22 protein-coding genes and 1 riboswitch are annotated in these 25,106 nt (G+C 42.9%); of the genes, 8 read left to right on the top strand and 14 right to left on the bottom strand.

What is annotated here, in order from left to right; all coding sequences use genetic code 11:
* Position 1: 1 nt before the first annotated feature.
* The 5 genes from CO230_RS01840 to CO230_RS01820 all read right to left on the bottom strand — a co-directional run bounded on the left by CO230_RS01840 (position 2) and on the right by CO230_RS01820 (position 4,495).
* Positions 2-232, bottom strand: coding sequence for a ferredoxin (locus CO230_RS01840; RefSeq protein WP_122027043.1), 231 nt, complete (start codon positions 230-232; stop codon positions 2-4).
* Positions 232-1,479, bottom strand: a complete 1,248-nt coding sequence (locus CO230_RS01835; protein ID WP_122027042.1) for a peptidase U32 family protein — start codon at positions 1,477-1,479, stop codon at positions 232-234. Before CO230_RS01835 ends, CO230_RS01840 begins: the two co-directional genes overlap by 1 nt.
* A gap of 1 nt (position 1,480) precedes the next feature.
* Positions 1,481-2,836 (bottom strand): rhodanese-related sulfurtransferase, encoded by a 1,356-nt coding sequence (locus tag CO230_RS01830; protein ID WP_122027041.1) that lies wholly within the window; start codon positions 2,834-2,836, stop codon positions 1,481-1,483.
* 104 nt (positions 2,837-2,940) lie between these two features.
* Positions 2,941-4,101 (bottom strand): GlmU family protein, encoded by a 1,161-nt coding sequence (locus CO230_RS01825; protein ID WP_122027040.1) that lies wholly within the window; start codon positions 4,099-4,101, stop codon positions 2,941-2,943.
* A 142-nt stretch (positions 4,102-4,243) separates the two neighbouring features.
* Positions 4,244-4,495 (bottom strand): type B 50S ribosomal protein L31, encoded by a 252-nt coding sequence (locus CO230_RS01820; protein WP_122027039.1) that lies wholly within the window; start codon positions 4,493-4,495, stop codon positions 4,244-4,246.
* 151 nt (positions 4,496-4,646) lie between these two features.
* Between CO230_RS01820 and CO230_RS01815 the strand changes: the two genes are divergently transcribed.
* The 4 genes from CO230_RS01815 to CO230_RS01800 are packed head-to-tail and all read left to right on the top strand — an operon-like array spanning position 4,647 to position 8,443.
* Positions 4,647-6,083 (top strand): hypothetical protein, encoded by a 1,437-nt coding sequence (locus CO230_RS01815; protein ID WP_317124756.1) that lies wholly within the window; start codon positions 4,647-4,649, stop codon positions 6,081-6,083.
* A gap of 2 nt (positions 6,084-6,085) precedes the next feature.
* A complete protein-coding gene (locus tag CO230_RS01810) occupies positions 6,086-6,412 on the top strand; it encodes a nucleotide pyrophosphohydrolase (RefSeq protein WP_122027038.1) in 327 nt (108 codons plus the stop codon).
* Between the two features lie 8 nt (positions 6,413-6,420).
* Positions 6,421-7,650: a 3-phosphoshikimate 1-carboxyvinyltransferase gene (locus CO230_RS01805; RefSeq protein WP_185140494.1), complete on the top strand. Its 1,230-nt coding sequence runs from the start codon at positions 6,421-6,423 to the stop codon at positions 7,648-7,650.
* 4 nt (positions 7,651-7,654) lie between these two features.
* A complete protein-coding gene (locus tag CO230_RS01800; protein ID WP_122027036.1) occupies positions 7,655-8,443 on the top strand; it encodes an SDR family oxidoreductase in 789 nt (262 codons plus the stop codon).
* A 4-nt stretch (positions 8,444-8,447) separates the two neighbouring features.
* On the opposite strand, the gene metF is transcribed toward CO230_RS01800, so the two are convergent.
* From metF to CO230_RS01785, 3 genes are all read right to left on the bottom strand, one after another.
* Positions 8,448-9,404 (bottom strand): methylenetetrahydrofolate reductase [NAD(P)H], encoded by a 957-nt coding sequence (gene metF, locus CO230_RS01795; RefSeq protein WP_122027035.1) that lies wholly within the window; start codon positions 9,402-9,404, stop codon positions 8,448-8,450.
* 62 nt (positions 9,405-9,466) lie between these two features.
* A complete protein-coding gene (gene metH / locus CO230_RS01790; protein WP_122027034.1) occupies positions 9,467-12,133 on the bottom strand; it encodes a methionine synthase in 2,667 nt (888 codons plus the stop codon).
* Entirely contained in the window at positions 12,130-13,161 is a 1,032-nt protein-coding gene (locus CO230_RS01785) for a homocysteine S-methyltransferase family protein (protein WP_122027033.1), read from the bottom strand. Before CO230_RS01785 ends, metH begins: the two co-directional genes overlap by 4 nt.
* A gap of 166 nt (positions 13,162-13,327) precedes the next feature.
* A riboswitch (SAM riboswitch) is annotated at positions 13,328-13,432 on the bottom strand.
* A 112-nt stretch (positions 13,433-13,544) separates the two neighbouring features.
* On the opposite strand from CO230_RS01785, the gene CO230_RS01780 reads away from it, so the two are divergent.
* A complete protein-coding gene (locus tag CO230_RS01780) occupies positions 13,545-16,160 on the top strand; it encodes an MGH1-like glycoside hydrolase domain-containing protein (RefSeq protein WP_122027032.1) in 2,616 nt (871 codons plus the stop codon).
* Positions 16,161-16,196: 36 nt separating this feature from the next.
* Here the strand turns inward: CO230_RS01780 and CO230_RS01775 are convergent, their stop codons facing one another.
* The gene (locus CO230_RS01775) at positions 16,197-16,616 is read right to left on the bottom strand and encodes an OsmC family protein (protein ID WP_122027031.1); all 420 of its coding nucleotides are present in this window, start codon (positions 16,614-16,616) and stop codon (positions 16,197-16,199) included.
* Between the two features lie 94 nt (positions 16,617-16,710).
* Here CO230_RS01775 and CO230_RS01770 point away from each other — a divergent pair, with 94 nt between their 5' ends.
* Positions 16,711-17,001, top strand: a complete 291-nt coding sequence (locus tag CO230_RS01770; RefSeq protein WP_122027030.1) for a GNAT family N-acetyltransferase — start codon at positions 16,711-16,713, stop codon at positions 16,999-17,001.
* Between the two features lie 21 nt (positions 17,002-17,022).
* Here the strand turns inward: CO230_RS01770 and CO230_RS01765 are convergent, their stop codons facing one another.
* From CO230_RS01765 to smpB, 3 genes are all read right to left on the bottom strand, one after another.
* A complete protein-coding gene (locus CO230_RS01765; protein WP_122027029.1) occupies positions 17,023-17,763 on the bottom strand; it encodes a YebC/PmpR family DNA-binding transcriptional regulator in 741 nt (246 codons plus the stop codon).
* 96 nt (positions 17,764-17,859) lie between these two features.
* A complete protein-coding gene (locus CO230_RS01760) occupies positions 17,860-19,245 on the bottom strand; it encodes an OmpA family protein (RefSeq protein WP_122027028.1) in 1,386 nt (461 codons plus the stop codon).
* Positions 19,246-19,322: 77 nt separating this feature from the next.
* A complete protein-coding gene (gene smpB, locus CO230_RS01755; protein WP_122028853.1) occupies positions 19,323-19,781 on the bottom strand; it encodes an SsrA-binding protein SmpB in 459 nt (152 codons plus the stop codon).
* 162 nt (positions 19,782-19,943) lie between these two features.
* Between smpB and CO230_RS01750 the strand changes: the two genes are divergently transcribed.
* Positions 19,944-21,566, top strand: a complete 1,623-nt coding sequence (locus CO230_RS01750) for an ABC-F family ATP-binding cassette domain-containing protein (RefSeq protein ID WP_122027027.1) — start codon at positions 19,944-19,946, stop codon at positions 21,564-21,566.
* A 147-nt stretch (positions 21,567-21,713) separates the two neighbouring features.
* A complete protein-coding gene (gene recJ, locus CO230_RS01745; RefSeq protein WP_122027026.1) occupies positions 21,714-23,426 on the top strand; it encodes a single-stranded-DNA-specific exonuclease RecJ in 1,713 nt (570 codons plus the stop codon).
* Between the two features lie 8 nt (positions 23,427-23,434).
* Here recJ and CO230_RS01740 read toward each other — a convergent pair whose 3' ends face one another.
* Positions 23,435-24,586 carry a hypothetical protein gene (locus tag CO230_RS01740; RefSeq protein ID WP_122027025.1) on the bottom strand — a complete coding sequence of 384 codons (1,152 nt, stop codon included), beginning with the start codon at positions 24,584-24,586 and terminating at the stop codon, positions 23,435-23,437.
* A gap of 61 nt (positions 24,587-24,647) precedes the next feature.
* Positions 24,648-25,064, bottom strand: coding sequence for a type II 3-dehydroquinate dehydratase (locus CO230_RS01735; RefSeq protein WP_122027024.1), 417 nt, complete (start codon positions 25,062-25,064; stop codon positions 24,648-24,650).
* Between the last annotated feature and the right edge of the window lie 42 nt (positions 25,065-25,106).

Genomic DNA, 25,106 nt, shown 5'->3' with positions numbered 1-25,106 from the left:
CTTATATTTCTTTCACCGAAATTATTTTCACAGGACAGGCTTTCGCCGCTTTCTCGCAAGGTTCAAAAGCCTCATGATTAGGTGTTTTCATCGTATAGAATCCTTTTTTATCGAGCGTTTTAAGTAAAACCGATTTGCCGTCTTTCTTTGACATCCGAAAATATTCCGGCGCAAATTCCGCGCAATAATTACAGCCAATGCATTTTTCGCGTTGAAGTGTAACGATAACCATCAGTTGTTCGCTACGATTTTATAAAGTTTGTCCGATGGTCTCACGCGGAAATCAGTTTTAAAGGTGATCACATCTGATTTTGAGGCTTTCTGAGCTTCCGGTTTTTCATCAACCATCATAGATTCGAGCACCATTTCCTGTGAACCTGTGGTTGGTCCCTGGATTAAAACTCTGTCGCCAACGGTTAAGTCGTAAGCTTCAATTAAAAATTCAGCCACATTTGATTTCGGATAAAAATGCCGGCCTTTACCGATGTACACTTTCTTTTGAGTCGCGCTGGAACCTGAAGTTTCGGACCATTCGCCAAGCTCCTGACCTAAATAATATCCAGCCCAGAACCCGCGGTTGTACACGGTTTCCAGTCTTGCCATCCAGTCAGCTACTTTTTCCTGAGAATAAGTTCCGTCCGCAATAGCATCAATGGCCTCGCGATAGCATTTTGTCACCGTCGCAACGTATTCCGGTGCACGCCCGCGCCCTTCGATTTTCAAGACTTTTACACCAGAATCAACAACCTGATCGAGGAAATTGATGGTGCATAGATCTTTCGGCGACATCATATATTCGTTGTCGAGTTCAATTTCAAAACCCGTTTCCTGATCGATCACCGTGTATTTTTTACGGCAGTTCTGTTTGCACGCACCCCGGTTTGCAGAAGAATTGTGCGAGTGCAGACTTAAATAACATTTCCCGGAAACCGCCATGCACAAAGCACCGTGACCAAAAATTTCAACCTCAACCAAGTTTCCGGAAGGTCCGCGAACATCGTCTTTAATAATTTGGTCGCAGATTTTCTTGATTTGAGTGATGCTGAGTTCGCGGCTCATCACCATCGTGTCGGCAAAAAGGGAGTAGAACTTCACCGTCTCGATGTTGGTAATATTGATTTGCGTGGAGATATGCACTTCCATCCCGATTTGCCGCGCATAGGAAATCACCGCCTGATCCATCGCGATGACAGCGGTAAGATTGGCTGCTTTAGCTTTATCTAAAAGCGTTTTGATTAATGATAAATCGTGGTCGTAGATAATTGTATTTAAAGTTAAATACGTCCGAACCCCTTTCTCTGAGCATCTTCGAGAGATTTCGGGCAAGTCATCGATGGTAAAATTCATCGAAGCCCGCGCGCGCATGTTGAGCTGTTCTACGCCGAAATAAATGGAATCCGCGCCATTGTCCAAAGCTGCCTGCATCGAAGTGAAATCGCCGGCGGGTGACATCAGTTCTATTTTTCCTGAAACCGTCATTTTAATTTAAGATTTTGAATAATTTATCGGACAGACGAATTCTGAAAGGCAGCGGAAATGTAACCTGATCGCCTGGTTTAGCGGTTTGGCAAGCATTTCCGTTCGCGAAGATTTCTGTTAAAGTAACTTCCTGCTCACCGGTTGTGGGTCCAGTAATCAATATTTTATCGCCAACTGAAACTTCGCCGTCCTCCATTAAAAACTGAGCGATTTTAGTTTTTGGATAATAATGTTCCGCTTTGCCAATAAGCACTTTCTTCACCGAAATTTTCTGGCGGATGTTTTTTGTAACTACCTTGGCTAAAGGTTTATCGCTTAAATCGCCGGATTTTTTATATTTCAGGTTAGCTGATTTACCTTTGCGGAAAATTTTGTTCCCGACCTGCAGACCTTTCCGAAGTTTCGCCTGCTCCTCCAAAGGTAAATGGATCGTTTCAAGACACTTCGGCGAACAGCAGTTTTCCATCGCAGCCTTGCACTCATCACACTGAATGAACAGCAGATGACACGCATCATTGAAACAATTTGTATGATTGTCGCACGGTTTTCCGCACTGGTGACACTGTGAAACGATATCATCGGTAATTCTCTCGCCCAAACGGTGATCGAACACGAAATTTTTGCCAATGAATTTACTTTCGATATTTTCTTCTTTTACCTGACGTGCGTATTCGATAATTCCACCTTCAAGCTGGAAAACGTTTTTGAAACCCTGATGCTTGAAATAAGCACTGGCTTTTTCGCAGCGGATTCCGCCTGTACAGTACATCAGCAGATTTTTGTCCTCTTTAAAATCCTGAAGCTGCTCATTGATGATCGGTAAACTTTCACGGAAAGTCTCCACATCAGGCGTTATCGCGCCCTTGAAATGCCCGACTTCGCTTTCGTAATGGTTACGGAAATCAACCACAATTGTATTCGGATCTTCGAGTAAAGTATTAAATTCTTTTGCTTTTAAATGAATCCCCTTGTCGGTCACATCGAAAGTTTCATCATTCAAACCGTCTGCAACAATCTTATTCCGAACCTTAATCGTAAGCTTTAAAAATGAATGGTCATCGTGCTCCACGGCTTCGTTTAGACGGATTCCCTGCATAAAATCGTACACTTCCAAAGTTTCGCGGAAAGCTTCAAGATTATCAGCGGGAATACTCATCTGCGCATTGATGCCTTCGTGAGCAACGTAAATTCGGCCGAGCGCATCAAGGGCGTTCCAGGCTATAAATAATTCGTCGCGAAATTTTTTGGGATCTGTGATTTTGGCGTACGCATAGAAAGACAACGTAAGGCGTTGCTTACCGGCTTCATCAATAAGACGGGCTCTTTCTTCTGCGCTTAAAGTGTTGTACAGTTGCATGCTATAAACGGTTTAAGTGAGAAAAATTATGGGTGCAAAGATAAGAAATTTGAAAATGTGGGAATTTGAAAATTTGACAATGTAAAATTCAGCGAAAAGACAAATCAGAAATTAATGTAAATATGCTTCAGAATCTCTCTGTCTTCTTCTGTAAACGCAACTTTCCTACGCGCCATCGCGAGTTCGGCTACTTCGTAGGCTTTTTCCAACTTGAATTTCTCATCGCCCTTCATTCCGCCCCACGAAAAACTTTCAATCAAGTTCGGTGGGAAACCGCTTTTGAAAATATTCGCGGCAACACCAACCACGGTTCCGGTATTAAACTGCGTGTTGATCGCTGTCTTAGAATGATCGCCCATAATCAGTCCGGCAAACTGAAGTCCGGTGTTGGCAAAACGCTTCGTCCTGTAATTCCAAAGTTTTACTTCGGCGTAATTGTTTTTAAGGTTGGATGAATTGGTATCAGCGCCGAGATTGCACCATTCGCCGATCACGGAATTCCCGATAAAACCGTCGTGACCTTTATTTGAATAGCCGAAAATCACGATATTATTCACTTCACCGCCCACTTTAGAATGTGGACCCACCGTGGTTGCGCCGTAAATTTTTGAACCTAAATTAAATTTTGAACCTTCGCACAACGCAATTGGGCCGCGCAGGTTGCAACCTTCCATCACCTCAGCATCTTTTCCGATATAGATTTTTCCGGTTTTTGTATTCAAAGTCGAGAATTCCACCGATGCACCTTCTTCGATGAACAGATTTTCTTTATCGCCTAAAAATCCGTTGGTAGCCGAAAGTTTCGCGGAAGTTCTGCCTTTGGTCAGCAGTTCAAAATCAAAATTGATGGCTTGTTCATTATAGGAAAACAAATCCGTCGGTTGTTTAAAAAACGTGAGTTTTTCCTCAATATCCGTCATTTTTTCGATCTGATTCAACGAAAAATTCTCCATATTGATCCGCACGGCCAAAAGTTCGTTTTCGTACACCAAAGCCTCGCCCATTTTCAGTTCTTTGATCTGATCAAGAACTTTTTCGGTTGGAAGAAAGTTCGGAACCAAAAAAAGGCTCTCTGTCTTTTCAGGTTTTTTGAACTTTTCCTGCAAAAAATCTTCGGTGATGAACGAGATTTCTGAAATACCGAGTAGTTTTTGCCATCTTTCGGAAAAGGTGAGGATTCCGCAACGCATCTCTGCCACGGGCCTGGTGAAAGTGAGCGGTAAAAAATCTTCCCAAAACTGGGCATCGGAAAAAACAAGCTGCATCTGATTAATTTTGGATTTTGAATTCTGAATTTTAGATTTTTGGGTTTCTCGTCGAAATAAGATCAGAAACTCCTCAAATTTACAATAAAAAAAGTCTCTCAGAAATCTGAAAGACTTTAAATTTTATTTGTAAGACTCAAATTTATTTTGAGAATTTCTTGTACTTGTTCATGAATTTATCTACTCTACCAGCAGTATCAACAAGTTTCACTTTACCTGTGTAGAATGGGTGTGAAGTTGAAGAGATCTCCATTTTAATCAAAGGATATTCCTGTCCTTCATATTCAATGGTATCTTTGGTATCGGCAGTAGATTTGCACAAGAACATCTCGTCATTACTCATATCTTTGAAAACAACAAGTCTATAATTTTCCGGGTGGATTCCGTTTTTCATAATTAATAAATTTTAAAATAAATTAAAGTTTTGCTTCAGGAAGTTAGTAATGGATATTCCTCTGCTAAATTTTAGACCGCAAAAGTACAACTAATTTTCTAATTCGCAAACACTAACTGAAATAATTTTAATATTTTTCTGTCTCACAAAATTGGCTAAATTTGAAACTTATATCTATCAGGTCCCGATGAATAATTTTAAAGCGCTATTCATGCTCTTCTTCTGGCTGTTACTTGTTGTAACCGCCTGTAACCGAGACGACATTAGTTTCGAAAACCCGTCGAAGCTGTTGCGGTTTTCTGCTGACTCCGTCTTTCTCGACACCGTCTATAACCAAGTACGATCAGAGACTTATGCGGTGAAAATTTATAATGATGAGGACAAAGACATCTCTATTCCGCAGATTTCACTGGCTTCGGGTGCGGCATCACCGTACCGTATAAATCTAGACGGGCGTACAGGCACCGAATTTACCAACATCCCACTAAGGAAAAAAGACAGCCTGTATATTTTTGTAGAAATTGCTCCTGTAGCCAACACTACAGAAGCCATTGCCGAGGAACGTATCAACATAAAGACGCCAGCCGGCCTACAGCATATCACACTTTTCTCGGTGGTACAGGACGCTGAGTTTTTCATACAGACTGAAAGCAACGCAAACATCCTGACTACAGATGTTACCTGGAATAACGATAAAGCCAAAATTATTTTTGGTGATCTTACCATCGCCGAAGGCAAAACCCTGAATATCGCTCAGGGAACAAAAGTCTATTTCCACCGCAATGGCCGTCTTAGATTGGCTAAAGATGCTACACTGAATGTGAATGGTGACCTTCAGAAAGAAGTTGTCTTCCGCGGTGACAGAAACGACCCACGCTATGACACCATCCCTAAAAACTGGCAGGGTATCGTAGCCGAACCGGGCGCCAAACTGAACCTAAATTACGCCCGTATCTTCGGCGGCACGCGTGGCCTTGAACTTAAGGAAGCACAGGCCAACATCAGAAATACCATCATCCACACCCATCAGGAATATGGGATCCTTGCCATCAATGCCAACCTCACGGCTACCAATCTGGTCATCAATAATTGTGGGGAAGCAGCTTTGGGGATTTTTAAAGGTGGGAATTATAGCCTTATCCATTCCACTATTGCTAATTATTGGAATTTCAATTCTGCGTTGCCCGGTCTTGGGCTTTATGCAAGCAACGAATATCAAAACAAAACCGGCCTCGAACAGGGTCCGCTCACCCTACAGTTACACAACACGATCATTTACACCGATAAAGAGAACGGTACTATCTTTAAACCAACCGCAGGACAAACATTCAACTACCTCATCCAGAATTCGCTTCTGAAACATGGTGCCGATGCTGGTTTTACGTTCGATGGTAACTCGAATGTTTTGAATTCCATTAAGAATCAGGATCCTAAATTCCAGCATTATTTCACCCAGAAACTGAATCTTCGCGTAAAAGATGATTCACCAGCGAAAGGCAAAGGGAATCTTCAAACGGCACAAACCGCCCCTTTAGACTTGGTGAAGGTGTCGCGGCTCAACAATCCAACCATCGGTGCGTATCAATAATTATGGAGATAACTAAACTACAGCAGGAAGTTGACGAGTGGATTAAGACCATAGGTGTACGATATTTTAATGAACTCACCAACATGGCCATTCTTACCGAAGAGGTAGGTGAGGTAGCGCGGGTCATCGCCCGCCGCTATGGCGAGCAGAGCGAAAAAGAATCTGACAAAACCAAAGACTTGGGCGAGGAACTTGCTGACGTACTTTTTGTCACACTGTGTCTTGCCAACCAAACCAATACTAATCTTCAGGAGGCCTTTGACCGTAAGATGAAGCTAAAGACCGACCGCGACCGCGACCGACACCAAAACAACGAAAAACTTAAATAATACAACCAATGTGGTTAGAGAAATGTAGGGTTATCGGCAATAAAACTATAGAGATCAGCGGTTCGAAAAGCATTTCGAATCGTTTACTGATTTTACAGTATCTTTTTGGGAACATTAAAACAGAGAACCTGTCCAATTCTCAGGACACGGCAGTATTACAACAAGCGCTGGCAACTACCGCCGATGTAATAGATGTTCACCATGCCGGCACAGCCATGCGGTTTTTAACAGCTTATTTTGCCATTCAGGAAGGCCGCTCGGTCACACTTACAGGATCTCCGCGCATGCAGGAACGGCCGGTGAAAAGCCTGGTTGACGCGCTGTTACATTTGGGTGCAGACATTCAGTATTTAAAAAACGATGGCTATCCGCCACTTAAAATCACGGGCAAAAAACTTCGTAAAAGCAATGTCACTATTCCGGCAGACATTTCCAGCCAATTCATTACCGCGCTTCTGCTCATCGGGGCAAAACTTGATAACGGCATCACCATTACCCTTGATGGCGAAATTACCTCCAGGCCTTACCTTGAAATGACACTGAAGATCCTACGCTCCCTGGAGATCGAATATACATTTGAAGATAATATCATTCGGGTTTTCCCCGATCATGAAGAAAGCAGAGGCCTGCGGTCAGCACCTTTCATCATAGAAAGCGACTGGAGTTCGGCTTCGTATTATTATTCGCTCGCGGCACTGTCGGGTGAAAACATCAATCTGCGCTGTTTTAAACCATATTCTTTACAGGGTGATTCGGTACTGCGCGAAATCTACTGGAAGTATTTTGGTGTAAATACCATCTCAGATGGCGCGGCAGCTAAAATCTCGCTGTACCCTGAGACCAATCATGAACAACCAGACAAAATCGTGCTTCATATGAACGATTGTCCCGACATTGCGCAAACCCTTTGTGTGACGGCGGCGGCAAAGAAAATACATTTCGAGCTCACAGGTCTTTCTACATTAAGAATAAAAGAGACCAACCGGCTTTTGGCATTGCACCAGGAACTTAAAAAAATTGGGTGCATGACAGAAATTTCAGACGACCGTATTGCATCCACCAATTTCTTTCCGCCTGAAAGGGAAATTTCAATCGCTACATACAACGATCACCGCATGGCGATGAGTTTTGCGCCATTTGCCCTCATCACTGGTTTAACCATCGAAAATCCTGAAGTGGTAGAAAAATCCTATCCAGCGTTTTGGGAAGATTTTGCGCTACTTACTGAAAAATATTAAAAAAATGACCATCATCATCACTGGCAGTTCAGCCGGCATCGGTTTCACTATGGCTGAATATTTTGGCAAGAAAGGCCATAAAGTTTATGGCCTCAGCCGAAAAAACATCGTTTCAGATCACTTCACTACCATCCCTACGGATATTACTTCCAAGGAACAGCTAGATCATGCCATCAACCAGATCCTGAGCGCCGAAAAGCGAATCGATGTCCTTATTAATAATGCAGGGATGGGCATGGTAGGCCCGGTGGAAGATTCGTCGAAAGAGGAAATTTTAAAATTGTTCAACCTGAATCTGGTGGGTGCCGTACAGATGATGAGCGCGGTACTTCCTAAGATGCGCGAACAAAAAGCCGGACAAATCATCAATATTTCCAGCATTGGATCAGAAATGGGTTTACCGTTTCGTGGGTTTTACTCTGCTTCTAAATCTGCATTAGATAAGGTGACCGAAGCCATCCGATATGAAGTTTCGCCGTGGAATATTGAGGTCTGCACACTTCATTTAGGTGATATTAAGACGAACATTGCGGAAAACCGAGTTAAGACAAACGTTTCAGCGCCTTATAAAAACACATTTGAAAAAGTGTATGCCCTGATGAATGCACATGTAGATGATGGTACCGAACCTTTGGATGTGGCTGTTTATACAGAGCGACTGCTGAACCGCAAACAATGGAAGGGCCATTATTATTTCGGGAAGTTTGGGCAGAAAATCGGGGTGCCACTTAAATGGCTTTTACCCCAAAACTTCTATGAAAACCTGATGCGCAAATACAATAAACTCGGTTAGGTCCTTAAAAAAGTTCGCTGGCAATCCTACGGATGTTATCGCTTTTCCCCATTGAATAGAAATGCAGCACGGGCACACCAAAATCCATCAGCTCGCGACATTGCTGAATTGTCCATTCAATCCCAATCTGTTTGACGGCAGTATTGTCTGAGGCTTTTTCAACCTCAGAGATCAGGTCTTCAGGCAAATCTATTTTAAAAATTTTCGGTAGAATCTGAAGATGAGATTTGGTGGCGATAGGTTTAAGCCCCGGAATTATGGGCACTGTAATGCCGGCGGCCCGGGCTTTCGTTACAAACTCTATGAATTTCCGGTTATCAAAGAACATCTGTGTCACCACATAATCGGCCCCAGCCTCTACTTTCTGCTTCAGCCACTTCAGGTCATAATTGATTGACGGCGCTTCGATATGTTTTTCCGGATAACCTGCGACACCAATGCAGAATTTGGTATTTTCCGCACAGATGGTATCATCATGCAGATATTTCCCTCTGCCTAAGTTGTTAATTTGATGTACAAGGTCCACCGCATTTTTATGCCCACCCGGTGTAGGCTCAAAATGTTGCTGCCCTTTCATGGCGTCGCCGCGCAGTGCCATTACATTTTCAATCCCAAGATACATACAGTCCACGAGCAGATATTCCGTCTCTTCCATTGAAAATCCGCCACAGAGTACGTGCGGAACGGTATCTACATTGTATTTATGCTGTATGGCAGAACAAATCCCTAAAGTCCCGGGCCGCATCCGGGTAATTTTTCTTTCCATTAGCCCGTTGCCCTTGTCGATGTAGATATATTCCTCACGCGATGTCGTAACGTCAATAAACGGAGGCTTAAACTCCATTAAAGGATCAATATTTTTATACAAATCTTCGATCCCGATACCTTTTGGTGGTGGTACAACTTCCAGCGAGAACAGGGTTTTCCCTTGGGCTTTTTCAAGATGTTCTGTGATTTTCATTATATCTATCTGATGGCAGAAGGTGACTTTTCGCCTTCTATTATTAAATTAATTAGGTGTTTTTAAATATCGTTCAAACTGGTTTTAAGCCATTTACGTGCTGTTTCGAGACTGATGTTCTTACGTTTTGCATAATCCCGCAACTGGTCTTCAGCAATCTTTCCGACGCCAAAATATTTCGCATGTGGACTGGCAAAATAATAACCTGAAACTGAAGCCGTGGGGAACATGGCCAGATTTTCAGTAAGCTCCACCCCAATGTTTTCTTTTACCCGCAGCAGTTGCCAGATAGAAATTTTTTCCAGATGGTCAGGACATGCCGGATAGCCGGGCGCTGGGCGGATGCCTATGTATTTTTCCTTGATAAGATCTTCGTTACGCAAGTTTTCATCTTTGGCATAACCCCAATATGCTGTGCGGACTTTGTGATGAAGAAATTCCGCGAAGGCTTCTGCCAAACGGTCAGCCAGTGCTTTAACGATAATGGCGGTATAGTCATCATTTTCGTGATAATATGTCTGCGCGAGTTCTTCGGTACCAAACCCGGCTGTCACACAAAACGCGCCCACATAATCCTGTTTTCCGGAAGATTGGGGCGCAATGAAATCGCTGAGTGCCAAGTAACTTTTACCCTCGGCTTTTTTGTGTTGCTGCCTAAGTGTTTGAAAGGTAAATTCTGTTTGCTGATGCTGTAATTTCACCTCATCCTTGTCAGTGGAATTAGCAGGAAAGATCCCGAAAACAGCTTTAGCCGTAAATAATTTCTCCTCCACGATCTTTTTCAAGACCTTTTGGGCGTCATTGTAGAGTTCAGTGGCTTGTTCTCCTATAATCTCATCATGTAGAATGTTTGGATATTTACCGAAAAGTTCCCAACTGCGGAAGAAAGGAGTCCAGTCGATAAACGGCAGTAATTCTTCAAGATCCTGATCCTCTGTAATATTTATGCCTAAAAACGCGGGTGCAAAGATTTGTTCTTCTGCCCAATTGATCTGATGTTTATTTTGACGCGCCACTTCTAACGGTACATATTCCTTTTCTATCTGCCGATTCAGGAATTTCTGCCGGAAATCTTCATAATCGGCTTTTAATGCGGCTTTAAACTGTACATTTCTACTGTCTAAAAGTTGCGAAACCACGCCTACCGCACGGGACGCATCATTTACATGAACTACGGGATGCTCATATTTCGGGAAGATTTTTACTGCGGTATGTGCTTTTGAAGTAGTGGCTCCCCCGATCATCAATGGAATATTTAACTTTTGGCGTTGCAGTTCTTCGGCGACATGTACCATCTCATCAAGGCTTGGAGTGATTAATCCGCTGAGGCCAATAATATCTGCCTGATGCTCCTTAGCTGCACTGATGATTTTTTCCGCCGGAACCATCACACCAAGATCGATAATCTCATAGTTATTACAACCCAGCACCACACTCACAATATTTTTACCAATATCATGAACATCACCTTTTACCGTTGCCATGAGGACTTTTCCGTTGGTTTTTTGCTGTTGGTTTTTTTGTGCCTCGATGTGAGGTTGCAGGTAGGCCACAGCTTTTTTCATGACGCGGGCAGATTTTACGACTTGGGGCAAAAACATCTTACCGCTGCCGAAAAGATCCCCAACCACGCCCATCCCGGTCATTAAATAAATCTCAATCACATCGAGCGGTCTTTCAGTGGTGCTCCGGGCTTCTTCCATATCTTCGAGGATGAAGCGGTCGGTTCCTTTTACCAAAGCATGGGTAATTCTTTCCTGTAAGTTATTTTGGCGCCATTGCAGGTCTTCTGTAAAGTTTTTCTGAACAGATTTTACTTCTTCAGAATAGGCCAAAAGGCGTTCTGTGGCATCGTCGCGACGGTTCAGCATTACATCTTCGACCAGTTGCAGCAATTCTTGGGGTATGTCATCATAGACCTCAAGCAGTGCAGGATTTACGATCCCGATATTCATTCCGGCACGGATGGCGTGATAAAGGAAAACCGCATGCATCGCTTCGCGTACCCGGTCATTACCACGAAATGAAAAAGATACGTTAGACACCCCACCACTAACGGAAACGTAAGGTAAATTTTCACGAACCCAACGCGTCGCTTCAATAAAATCGAGGGCATTTCTGCGGTGTTCCTCCATACCGGTGGCTACAGGAAATATATTAAGATCGAAGATAATGTCTTCCGGCGGGAATTTAACGATTTCGGTGAGTATCCGGTAGCTCCTTTTACAGATTTCAATCCTCCTGTCGTAATTATCTGCCTGTCCTGCTTCGTCAAAAGCCATCACGATCAGTGCGGCACCATAGCGTTTCACTTTCCGGGCCTGGGCGATAAATGTATCCTCACCTTCTTTAAGACTAATGGAATTTACCACGCATTTACCTTGCACTACCTGCAGGCCAGCCTCAATGATCTCCCATTTTGAAGAATCGATCATCATCGGCACACGGGAGATATCAGGTTCAGCAGCGATTAAATTCAGGAATTTCACCATGCAGTATTTGCCGTCCAGAAGACCATCATCAAAATTGACATCAAGGATCTGTGCGCCGCCTTCCACCTGTTCGCGGGCAATATCCAGTGCATCTGTAAAATTGTTCTCTTTGATAAGGCGCAGAAATTTTTTGGAACCGGCGACATTGGTACGTTCACCAACATTTATAAAATTGGATTCTGGTGTGATCACCAAGGGCTCTAATCCAGCGAGTTTCAGATATCGGGTTGTTTTCATGATAAAGATTGCGTTGGCGAAGCAGTTAAACTAATTTTCCTTGGTGCATATCTGGCCACGAGTTCCGCAATAGCCTGAATATGTTCTGGGGTGGTTCCACAACAACCTCCGATGATGTTTATAAGTCCTTTTTCCGTGTACTCTTTAATTTGTGCAGCCATTGCGCCAGGCGACTCCTCATATTGCCCGAAAGCATTAGGTAAACCAGCGTTCGGATAGGCAGAAATATGAAATTGTGACTTGGACGCCAACGCTTCGAGATATGGCGTAAGTTGTTTTGCACCTAATGCACAATTAAGACCTACACTCAGCAAATCCATGTGAGATACGGATATAAGAAAAGCTTCCGCCGTTTGCCCGCTCAGCGTTCGGCCCGAAGCATCCGTAATCGTGCCGGATACCATGATCGGAATACGAATTTTCCTTTCTTCCTGAACTTCATCAATCGCATATAGCGCTGCTTTGGCGTTCAGGGTATCAAATATGGTTTCTACCAGCAGTATATCTGCACCGCCATCCAACAATGCAGAGGCCTGCCCTTTGTAGGCTACACGCAATTCATCAAATGTCACGGCGCGATAACCAGGATCATTAACATCCGGGCTTAGGCTGGCCGTCTTATTGGTAGGTCCTATGGAACCTGCCACAAATCTTGGTTCATCAGAATTTTGGGCACTAAATTCATCGCAAGCTTTTCGAGCAATTCTGGCAGACTCAAAATTGAGTTCGTATACCAACTTTTGCATCTGATAATCGGCCATGGCAATAGTGGTGGCAGAAAAAGTATTGGTTTCTATAATATCCGCACCAGCACTCAGGTATTTGCGGTGCACTTCCTCAATTGCCTGAGGTTGTGTAAGTGACAACAAATCGTTGTTTCCTTTGAGCGGCGATGGCCAGTCACGGAAGCGCGTGCCACGATAATCTTCTTCTGTAAAACCATAGCGCTGCAACATTGTACCCATGGCACCATCGAGCACCAAGATTCTTTCAGAAAGAGCCTGATGCAATTTTTCTGTATTTTTCATATAAATTTACAGGGAACATGCTTGCGCAAACGCATACCAAAAAACCCACAAATGCTGTGAGAAAGTAACCAGATGATGAAAGAGTGAATGTGGCAGCTGAGTTCCCAATTTTTTTATTTAATTAAAAAAATTGAAAATGCTACCAAGGAAGGAAGAAAAAATAGATCTGTTATCTTCTTCGCTGCTGCGAATAGAATGTAGCACCTTCTCCGTCGCCGAAGGGTTGCCAAGGTTTCACTGAGTCTACTCTCTCCACCTTTCTTGATAACATTTTCAATATGTAAATGAACAATTCTACTGCAAAAATAGCCGATTTTTATGAAAATGCAACAGAAAGCCAAAAATTTTTATTTCATAATTTCGCGTCTGGAAATTTTTAGGATATGATGGCAGAACAACAGCGAATGCAGGATGATAAGTGGAAAAAATGGGGACCATACGTAAGCAACCGTCAATGGGGAACTGTACGTGAAGATTACAGCAACAATGGCGACGCATGGGGGTTTACGACCTATAAAGGCGCTCTCAGCCGTGCATATCGGTGGAATGAGGACGGAATAGCCGGGATATGTGATGACGAGCAGTTGCTATGTTTCGCCCTTGCCTTCTGGAATGGGCAAGATGAGTATATTAAAGAACGGTTCTTCGGACTTAGTAATTATGAAGGCAATCATGGGGAAGACATCAAAGAAATCTTCTATTACCTGGATAATACGCCGACGCATGCATACATGAAAATGGTGTACAAATATCCTATCAACAAGTTTCCGTATGATGAGTTAATCGCTGAAAACACCCGGCGCTCTAAAAAAGAACCTGAATTTGAAATTACAGATTCCGACATCTTTAATCAGCAGCAATATTTTGATATCTTTATTGAATATGCCAAATTTGATTATGATGACATCGCTGTTCGTGTAACGGTAAGTAACAGAAGCTCCGAAAAAGTACCTCTGCATATTTTGCCGACACTCTGGTTCCGTAATAATTGGGCCTGGGGATATAATGATTACATCCCTGAACTAAAATCTTCGGTGAAAGGAAAGATAGACATCCATCATCAATCTGTGACAGTGAAATCCTGTTACGCCCGGCACCAAGATACCGAAATATTATTCTGCCATAACGAATCGAACCCAGCTAAGGTAAATGGTGCTTCCCAAGAGCCGATGTATTATAAAGACGGCATCAACGACTATCTTGTCCATCATTTAAAAGAAGCAATAAACCCCTTACAAACAGGCACAAAAGCTGCTTTCCACATCAATACAGAACTCTCACCTGGTGAAATTAAAACTTTTGATTTCCGCCTGAGCTCAGTAGAAACTGATGATGCTTTCAATGGCTTCGACGAACTGTTTAATCAAAGAAAAAATGAAGCCGATGAATTCTACGGATATTTACAAGCTGATCTAAAGAGTGAAGAAGAAAAAAACATTCAGCGGCAGGCATTGGCCGGTTTGCTGTGGAACAAACAGTTCTATAACTATAACGTCGCCAAATGGCTGAAAGGCGACCCGAAATTCCCAGCCAACCGAGATTTTAGTCAGTTCGTACGCAACACCCATTGGGAACACATGGAAAACAAAGACATTATTTCCATGCCCGATAAATGGGAATATCCGTGGTTTGCGACATGGGATTTGGCTTTCCATTGTGTACCTTTTGCCATGGTAGACTCCGTTTTTGCCAAACATCAGCTGAAACTCCTCACCAAAGAATGGTATATGCACCCCAATGGGCAACTGCCAGCCTACGAGTGGGATTTCAGTGATGTAAATCCGCCGGTGCATGCCTGGTCCACCTTTCGGGTATATAAAATTGATGAAAAATACCACGGGAAGCCAGATATTCAGTTCCTTGAAAGCGTTTTTCAGAAACTACTGCTGAATTTCACCTGGTGGGTAAACCGGAAAGATAAAAACGGAAATAACGTATTTGGCGGTGGCTTCCTGGGATTGGACAATATCGGTGCCTTTGACCGGAATATGCAGTTTAAGAACGGGGAACACCTGGAGCAGGCCGACGGAACCAGCTGGATGGCCATGTTTGCGCTGAACATGATGCGTATCTCGATGGAATTGGCACTTTACAACCCCGTATATGAGGACATGGCGATAAAATTCTTCGAGCATTACCTTTATATCGCCAAAGCCATGGAGAATATCGGGAATGCGAGAGGTGGCCTGTGGAACGAGGAAGACGGGTTCTTCTATGATGTACTGCAACTGAGTGATGGCGACTCCATTTCTTTGAAACTCAGGAGCATTGTAGGGCTCATCCCCATGTTTGCGGTAGAAATCATCGATCATGAGACATTGGAGAAACTACCGAATTTCACCAAAAGGATGGACTGGATCTTAAAGAACAAACCTGAACTGGCCAGCCTGGTCTCGCATTGGGAAGTAGAGGGCAAAGGTGGCAAGCATTTGATGAGCATCCTGCGCAAGACCCGCTTGAAAAGGGTGTTGGCAAGGATGGTCGATGAAAAGGAATTTCTTTCAGATTTCGGCATCCGCTCCATGTCGAAGGTTTATGAAGAACATCCTTACACCTTCAATGTTGATGGACGGGATTTTGTGGTGAAATATACGCCTGCGGAAAGCGACAGCCGAATGTTTGGCGGTAACAGCAACTGGCGTGGCCCCATTTGGTTCCCTATAAACTTTTTGATCGTAGAAAGTCTGCAGCGCTATCATTATTATTATGGCGAAAGCCTTCAGATTGAGTTTCCGGCGAACAGTGGGCAGATGCATAATCTGGAATATGTTTCAGACAATATCAGCCAACGTCTCTGCTCCTTATTTCTTAAAAACGAAAAGGGTGAAAGACCTTTCAATGGGGGAAATCAACTCTTGAATTTTGATGAACATTTCAAAGATTACATTACCTTCAATGAATATTTCAACGGAGATACCGGCAAAGGCATTGGCGCTTCCCACCAAACCGGCTGGACGGCAACTGTTGCCAAATTACTGAAACCAAAAGCGAAAGGATAACGAAAAGGCAGTTGTATAACTGCCTTTTAAATTATTTTAAACTTTCTGTCCGTTGACGAAGACTTCATAACTTACCGTGACGTTGGGTTCTAGCGTTTTCGATACCGAGCAGTATTTCTCAAATGACAGCGCGGCGGATTTCAGAGCCTTTGAAGGTTCTATAACTCCTTCCAGGATGAATTTCACCAAGATATTCTTAAAGGGTTTTGCCTCATCTACCTGAACGCGCTCGCCTTCTACCTCAGCCGAAAATGAGGTGATCGTCTGGCGTTGCTTCTTGAGGATTGATACCATATCGATACCGCTGCAAGCGGCCACAGCCATTAGGATACTCTCCATCGGGGATACTCCCTGCGCATTTGGTGCGGAGGTATTATCAAGCAAAATTTTGTTGCCCTGCGCATTGGTACACTCGAATAAATAATCGTCGTTAAGTCGGTTTAAGGTAATTTTCATCTCTGTTATAAGTGGTAAAACTGAACCTTTTGCTTCCTTATAAAGAAAAAAGGCACGGAATTTACTGCGTTTAGGTTAGTTTAAATAAAATTTCATGAAATACGAAAACAAACAGACCGGCAATGGAGGAATCATTACATTAAGTAACGATACGGACGAAATCGGTCGGCTTACTTATACGGTTTTTCCTGAGGAACAGCGTCTTGTCATTTCTTTTGTACTTGTTCACCGTCAATTTGAAGGCCGCGGGATGGGGAAATATCTGGTAGAAGAGTCCATCCGTTTTGCCCGCGATAATAACTGGAAAGTGTACCCACACTGCTCGTATGCCCGAAGCGTGATGAAGCGTATGAATGATGTTGATGATCTGTTGCTGTATCGGTAAAGGCCTTTTTTCAGGAAATGTCTATAGCGTTTCCAATAAAGCTTCGGTGATTTCCATGTTATGATATACATTCTGTACATCGTCATCTTCCTCGAAGCGTTCCAGCATTTTCATGTTGGCTTTAAACTGCTCTTCCGTCACTTCTTTGGTTATATTGGCGATACGCTGAAGTTCCGCGCTTTTTACCTCAATCTTGAGTTCATCTAATTTATGAGATACGGCACCGAAATCTTCGTAGGCGGAAGTAATCATTACTTCTTCCTCATCACTGTCGATATCTTCAGCACCTCCATCAATCATTTCCATCTCAAATTCTTCCCAATCCATTGTGATGAGGGAACGGTCTATGGTAAAAATGCCTTTGCGGTCAAATATAAAAGCAAGTTCCCCATTTTTACCAAGATTACCTGAGAACTTATTAAATACCGCTCTTACGTTGGCTACAGTCCTTGTAGTGTTATTAGTAGTACATTCAATGAAAAATGCTACGCCGCCCTGTCCATATCCCTCATAGGTTACTTCTTCGTAATTTTCGGCTTCGGCACCGCTGGCTTTCTTAATTGCGCGCTCTACATTATCCTTGGGCATATTGGCTCCTTTAGCGTTCTGTATGCAACGCCGTAGTGCGGGATTTGCTTCTGGATCGGGGCCGCCGGCCTTCACTGCCAGTGCAATGTCTTTACCTATTTTAGAGAAAGTTTTGGCCATTTTGTCCCAACGGGCCATTTTTGAAGCTTTTCTGTATTCGAATGCGCGTCCCATATTTATTATTAAAATTGATTACAAAAATAAATAAAAAATCATAAAAAAACACCCCCGCAATGCGGAGGTGTTTCTGTTTATTTTGAAAGTTACTTGTTAGTAATCTCTTTTCTTAAGAGTTTCCCAAGTAGCATCGTCAGCTGGTTTTACAACTACTTTTCTGTCTTTTAGTCTTGCCGCGTTAGAAGCGTTTTCTGGTACGGTAGCATCTTGCTCACCAACACCCATTGACTTTAATGATGCAGCGTTTACTCCTCTTGCTTCAAGGGCATCTACAACAGCTGCAGCTCTTCTTTGAGAAAGTTTCAGGTTGTAGGCATCGTTACCTTTTTTATCAGTGTGACCGATGATAAGGAATCTACCTTGAGAATCTTTGATGATTTGTGCAGCAGTATCTAATTTTTCTTTAGATTCTGGTCTTAATGTAGCTTTATCAAAGTTGAACAGGATGTTCTCTAAAGATTTAGTAGCTTCATCAGCCCATACTTGCTGTGGCTTAGGACAACCGTTATACTGAGCTAAACCAGGAACGGTAGGACATGCATCATCTTTGTCAAGGATTCCGTCATTGTCAGTATCTGGCCAAGGACATCCATTGTTTTCTGCAGGACCTGCAACTTCAGGACAAGCATCATCTTTATCTACTACACCATCACCATCAGTATCTGGCCAAGGACATCCGTTGTTTTCAACTGGTCCTGCAACATCTGGACACTGATCATCTTTATCTGGAACGCCGTCTCCGTCAGTATCAGGACAACCTTGGAACTGGGCAAGACCTGGCGTATCAGGACATAAATCATCTTTATCTAAAATTCCGTCCTTATCTCTATCGGTATTACCGAATCTGAATAATAAGGAAGCAGACGCTTGCCAGAAGTTAGCAGCTACTGACTTATCAACTGGTGTTGAAACATAATCTCCTTGAATACCAAGACCGAAGTTTTTAGTAATCCAAAAGTTAGATCCAAGACCTGTAGCAAGTGCGAAGTGATCTGCACCAATGTTTTCACCATCTTCATCTATTGCGTTAGACTGACCTGAATAATCATGTCTTAGGTAGTTAGCACCAACTCTTAAATACGGATCGAACCAAGACTCCTCATCCCAAAGGCCGTTGAATTTAAATTGAAGACCAAGACCTGTCATAAGGAAGAATTCTTTACCCATACCCAGTCTCTTATTATCTACGTTCCCTACAGAAGTCTGCCAGTCAAGAACTAAATATTTGTTTAGGTTTCTTGCAACTGTTAACTTAGAAAGTGGTGGTGTAATGGTAAAATTGTTGATGTTGTAAAGCGCATCAGCTTCATTTCCGCCGAATGCTGTACCTAATACATTTCCAGCATTTCCGCCTGCAGCAGCGTGGTTTACCCCGTGTGCACCAACTCCGATAAGCCACGGATTACTGGTCGTCTGAGCGAATACAGTAGAGGCTACAGTAAGTGCCAATGCTGAAATTCCTAATTTTAGATTTTTCATAGAATTAAATGATTAAATAATTGATAATGCAAATAAATATAATTTTTCGTTATTGTCAAAGTGAATTGCGGTATTTTTTAACTTTTCTTAAGTAATCGGTCAATATTCCGCTTATTTTCCCTATCTTTTATAGATTCTCTTTTATCATAGAGTTTTTTACCTTTTCCAAGTGCGATGAGCACCTTAGCTTTACCGGTCTGGTTGATATAAAGTTTCAGCGGAATTATAGTATTACCAACATCTTTTAGCTTTTTTTCGAACTTTTTCAATTCTGTTTTGTGCAACAGCAACTTCCGTTCCCTTTTTGTCTTATGGTTATAAAATGTTCCCAATTTATATTCATCAATCATCATATTGATGATATAAAGTTCGCCTTCTATAAACTGGCAGAATGCCTCAGTAATGCTTGCCTTGGAAGAACGTAGTGATTTGATCTCCGTACCTGTCAACACGATGCCTGCTTCAATTTCCTCGAGGATTTCATACTCGAACCTTGCCCGTTTATTTAAAATAGTAACAGATTTTTCAATCTTCATTTTCATGATATTCCTGTAATTAATATGTACTGTTAATATTTTTAAACTTTAACAAAAAATTTCCTAATGTTAACAACCTTCATAGGTTATTTGTTACGAAAAACTGTGCCGTTTAAAAAGCCAAATTCTTTTCGTAATTTTGCATCAAATTTACAAAACTATATGTTAACAGTATCTAACTTATCTTTACAATTCGGAAAAAGAGTACTCTTTGATGATGTAAACATCTTGTTTACAAAGGGTAATTGCTACGGCATCATTGGGGCGAACGGTGCGGGCAAATCTACTTTTCTTAAAATATTAACCGGGCAGCAAGATCCTACTACCGGTGCCGTATCTCTGGAGCCAGGCAAAAGAATGTCTGTACTCGAGCAGGACCACTTCGCTTATGACAATTACACCGTGCTGGAAACCGTATTGCGCGGCAACAAAAAACTCTTCGAAATTAAAGAACAGATGGATTCTTTATATGCCAAAGAAGACTTTTCGGATGAAGATGGCATCAAAGCCGGTGAACTAGGCGTCATCTACGATGAAATGGGCGGCTGGAACTCTGAATCTGATGCCATGACGATGCTCTCGAACGTAGGTATTAAGGAAGACATGCATTACCAACTGATGGGCGAACTTGAAAACCAGAATAAAGTAAAGGTACTTCTGGCGCAGGCACTCTTCGGAAATCCTGACGTGCTGATACTTGATGAACCTACCAACGACCTGGATATTGAAACCATTTCCTGGCTCGAGGACTTCCTGGCAGATTACGAGAACACTGTAATTGTAGTTTCCCACGACCGTCACTTCCTAGACACGGTCTGTACGCACATCGCCGACTTAGATTACTCGAAACTGAACCTATACACCGGTAACTACTCTTTCTGGTATCAGGCTTCACAACTGGCCACCCGTCAACGTCAGCAAGCCAATAAGAAAGCAGAGGAAAAGAAGAAAGAACTCCAGGACTTCATTGCACGCTTCTCCTCTAACGTAGCGAAGGCAAAACAGGCCACCGCACGGAAGAAAATGATTGATAAACTGAATATTGAGGATATTAAACCTACCTCCAGACGTTACCCAGCGATTATCTTCGATACCGAACGTGAGGCCGGCGACCAAATTCTTGAAGTAAAAGGTCTTGAAAAAACAAAAGATGGCGAACTGTTGTTTTCAAACATTGATTTGAACCTGAAAAAAGGGGACAAAGTAGCGATACTATCTAAAAACAGTCTGGCAATCACAGAGTTTTTTGAAATCCTCAGCGGAAATGCCGAGGCCGACAAAGGCACCTACAACTGGGGCATTACTACCACACAGTCCTATATGCCGTTAGACAACACAGATTTCTTCCAGCAAGACATTAATTTGGTAGATTGGTTGCGCCAGTTCACTAAAAACGATGAGGAAAGACATGAAGAGTTCATCCGTGGCTTCTTAGGTAAAATGCTTTTCTCTGGTGATGAAGCCCTGAAGTCTTGTAAAGTACTTTCCGGAGGCGAAAAAATGCGTTGCATGTTCTCGCGGATGATGCTTCAAAAAGCCAACGTATTACTGCTTGATGAGCCTACCAACCACCTAGATCTCGAAAGCATCACCACACTGAACAACTCCCTCACCAACTTCAAAGGAACCGTATTATTGGCATCCCATGACCACGAAATGTTGCAAACGGTGTGTAACCGCATCATCGAGCTTACACCGAAAGGCATTATCGACCGTGAGATGACCTATGATGAATATCTGGCTGATAAAAAAGTAAAAGAACTTCAGCAACAAATGTATTCTTAAAAAATAAAAATAAACCTACAGCCGCCCGGTATTACACCGCTGGCGGCTTTTTTTTGCGAATATTCTAACATTCAATCGCTTGAATCTTTCAAACTAATCGGCAGGCTTATCCCTTTCTTTCCACCTTTTTTGTACTTTTGTGACATTATGAGTCAAAAATGGATTTACAAACCGGAGCCGGATGAAGAAACTGTTGACGCCATCAGTTCGTCCTTGGGTTTTGGAACCTTTGAATCCAAAATACTGGTTCTCCGAGGAATAGATAACTACCAGAAAGCACGCGAGTTCTTCAAACCCAACCTCAATGACATCCACAACCCCTTCTTGATGAAGGATATGCAGATTGCTGTCGACCGTATTGCCACCGCAATAGAAAATGGCGAAAAAATTATGGTTTATGGCGATTATGATGTGGACGGAACTACCGCTGTGGCGCTGATGTATCTTTACCTCAGCAAAATTGTCGATAAAAAATATCTGCAATACTACATCCCCGACCGTAATACCGAAGGCTACGGAATCTCAGTAGAGGGTATTGAATATGCCAGAGATCACCATTTCTCGCTTATCATCGCCTTAGACTGTGGCATTAAAGCCCTGGATAAAGTAGCGTATGCACGACAGTTCGGGATCGATTTTATTATTTGCGACCACCACCTTCCCGGCGAAACCATTCCCGAGGCGGTCGCTGTGCTAGATCCTAAAAGAAAAGACTGCCGTTACCCTTATAAAGAACTTTCGGGCTGTGGCGTTGGTTTCAAACTTTGCCAGGGACTCAATACCATTTACAAAATACCAGAGGCCGAACTCTTTGAACTTACCGATTTACTGGCCATATCTATCGCCGCCGATATCGTATCAATGACCGGTGAAAACAGAGTGCTGGCCAAACAAGGGTTGAAAGTGCTTCGGAAAACCAGAAATCTTGGTTTACGGATGCTGATTCCGGAGGAAAAACTGGCCACTTTTGAAGTATCGAACATCGTTTTCGAAATCGCTCCCAAAATAAATGCCGCCGGCAGAATATCTCACGGTAAAGCAGCGGTGGAACTGATGGTCTCTGATAACCTAAAGCAGGCACATCAAATCGTTAACGACATCATTACCCTGAATGACTCGCGCCGCGAAATGGATATGAGCAGCACAACCGAAGCCTTGCAACAGGTAGAGGAAACCGCACAAATCGGTAATTATACCACCATTGTGTACGGAGCTGGCTGGAACAAAGGAGTCATCGGGATTGTAGCCTCGCGCCTAACCGAAACTTACTTCAAACCCACATTGGTGTTCACAGACGGGAATAATGGTGAAATGGTGGCTTCTGCCCGTTCAGTCGCTGATTTTGATGTACATGACGCGCTTGAAAGCTGCTCGGAATTCTTTCTGAAATTTGGTGGGCATCCGGCAGCCGCAGGACTTTCCATGGAGAAAGAGAAATTCGACCTCTTCCGGAAGAAATTTGAACAGGTGGTCGCCGAAAAAATACAGGACCATCAGAAAGAACCATGTCTCACGATAGACTCGGATGTGGAGATTGAAGAACTGAATAAAGACTTCTTTAACTTTCACCGCAAACTCGCACCTTTTGGCCCGCACAACATGAAACCTATTTTGGTGATGAAAAACCAGAAGGTGGCTGGATATGTGAAGACGATGGGGAAGGATAACTGCCACCTGAAATTTTATCTGCGCCAGGAATCCACAGGCCGAAATATTGAATGTGTAGGCTTCAAGCTCGGAAAATATGCAGAAGACTTCCGGCAGAAATCATTCGATATCGCTTTCACAGCGGAGGAAAATCACTGGAAAGGCAATGTAACCTACTACCTTAACATCCGTGATGTGAAATTTCACGATTAATAAAAAAACTAAAGAATCTTATGCCGTTCAAAAGGTTGGCTGCGGTCGAATAAATAACGGTATGTGGCAAGTTTGCGCGTAACGGTAGTCTCCAGGTTTTCCGCAATTTTTATCATCTTGGGATTAAAATCGCCGATCCACTGCATTTCGTAATCTTCAAAAGAAGTGGTTTTGCGGAAATGCCGGGTGCCTTCCCAAATCATGTATCCATCGATGCCTTTCCTTTGCCACTCTGGGACTACCCCGAAAACCAGCCCTACCATCTTACGGTTTTTGATGAATTTTTTAAGTACTAAAAACTTAAGTTTGTGCCAGAGACTGAATTTACCGTTCAGATACCGGAACCATTGGTTAAGATCCGGAATATTCATCCACATGGCAATCGGCCGCTCTTTTTCGTAGACGAACCATGAAATATGCTCATTGATCACGGGTTTTAAAGTATCAAAAAGTTTCTGTGTCTGTGCTATTGAAAGCTGCTTTCCCTCGCCGTGTGCAGCCCAGGCACGGTTATAGACTTCGGTAAAATCGGCCGCGAACTTTGCCAACTGATTTACTTTCATTCGTTTCGAGGTGATATCGGGGTTTCTGCAGACACGCTGGTGCATATCAAGAAAATTCTGTGCGACTTCATCATGTATTTTCCGCCCGAAACACAGTTGGTTAAAGTACACCTGAAACCCGTACCGTTCAAAGAGTGTTTTATAATAAGGCGGATTATAGTTCATGCCATACAACGGCTCTGAAAAACCTTCCGAAAGCAAACCCCAGAACTTATCTCGTTCTCCGAAGTTTATCGGGCCGTCCATGGCTGCCATGCCGTTTTGCTGAAGGAAATCTTTGGCATAATCGAAGATAAAATCGGCGGTCGGCTGATCATCGATACAATCGAAGAAGCCGATGCCACCTGTCGGCTGCGGCTGTTTATATTTCGGGTTGATGAATACGGCGATCTTTCCTACAGTTTTACCCTCTTTATTGAGGAATAAAAAACGTTCGCACTTTCCCTTTCTGAAAAGTTTGTTCTTTTTGGGATTGAATACATCTTCAATATCCTGATCAAGTGGCCGAATATAATTTTCATCGTGTTGAAGAAGCCTTGCCGGGAAGTCAAGAAACTCCCTTTTTTGTGTCTCAGACGCTACTTTTACTGCCTTCATGCTTCAAAAATAGGAAATTTTGCCGCGTTTGATTATTTTTAAAAATTATCAGAAGCCTAAATCATATATTTTTATCAAGACTGAGAATGGCCAGCCTGTACCCTTCTAAACCGAAACCGGAAATAACGCCGTCGGTATTAGGTGCGGTGACAGATTTCTGCCGGAACTCTTCACGCTGATAGATGTGGCTGATATGAACCTCGACCTTTGGGGTACGTACATTTTTAAGACAATCGGCAATGGCATAAGAATAATGGGTGAATGCACCGGGATTGATCACCAGCGCATCAAAATCATTTTCTTGTAGGCGGTTGATGATTTCGCCTTCGATATTGGACTGATGGTATAAAATTTGGTGCTGCGGAAAAGCGCTTTTTAACTCATTTAAAAAACTTTCCATGGAAACAGTACCATATATTTCAGGCTCTCGGCTGCCCAGCAGGTTAAGATTCGGTCCGTTAATGATTAAAATGTTCATCTTTTAATTTTTAACAAAGATAAAGGTTTGTAAAAACTGTCT

Source organism: Chryseobacterium sp. 6424 (assembly GCF_003692615.1).
Classification (GTDB): domain Bacteria; phylum Bacteroidota; class Bacteroidia; order Flavobacteriales; family Weeksellaceae; genus Kaistella.
The sequence above is the reverse complement of the archived record's forward strand: the minus strand, read 5'-3'. Positions and strand labels throughout refer to the sequence as shown.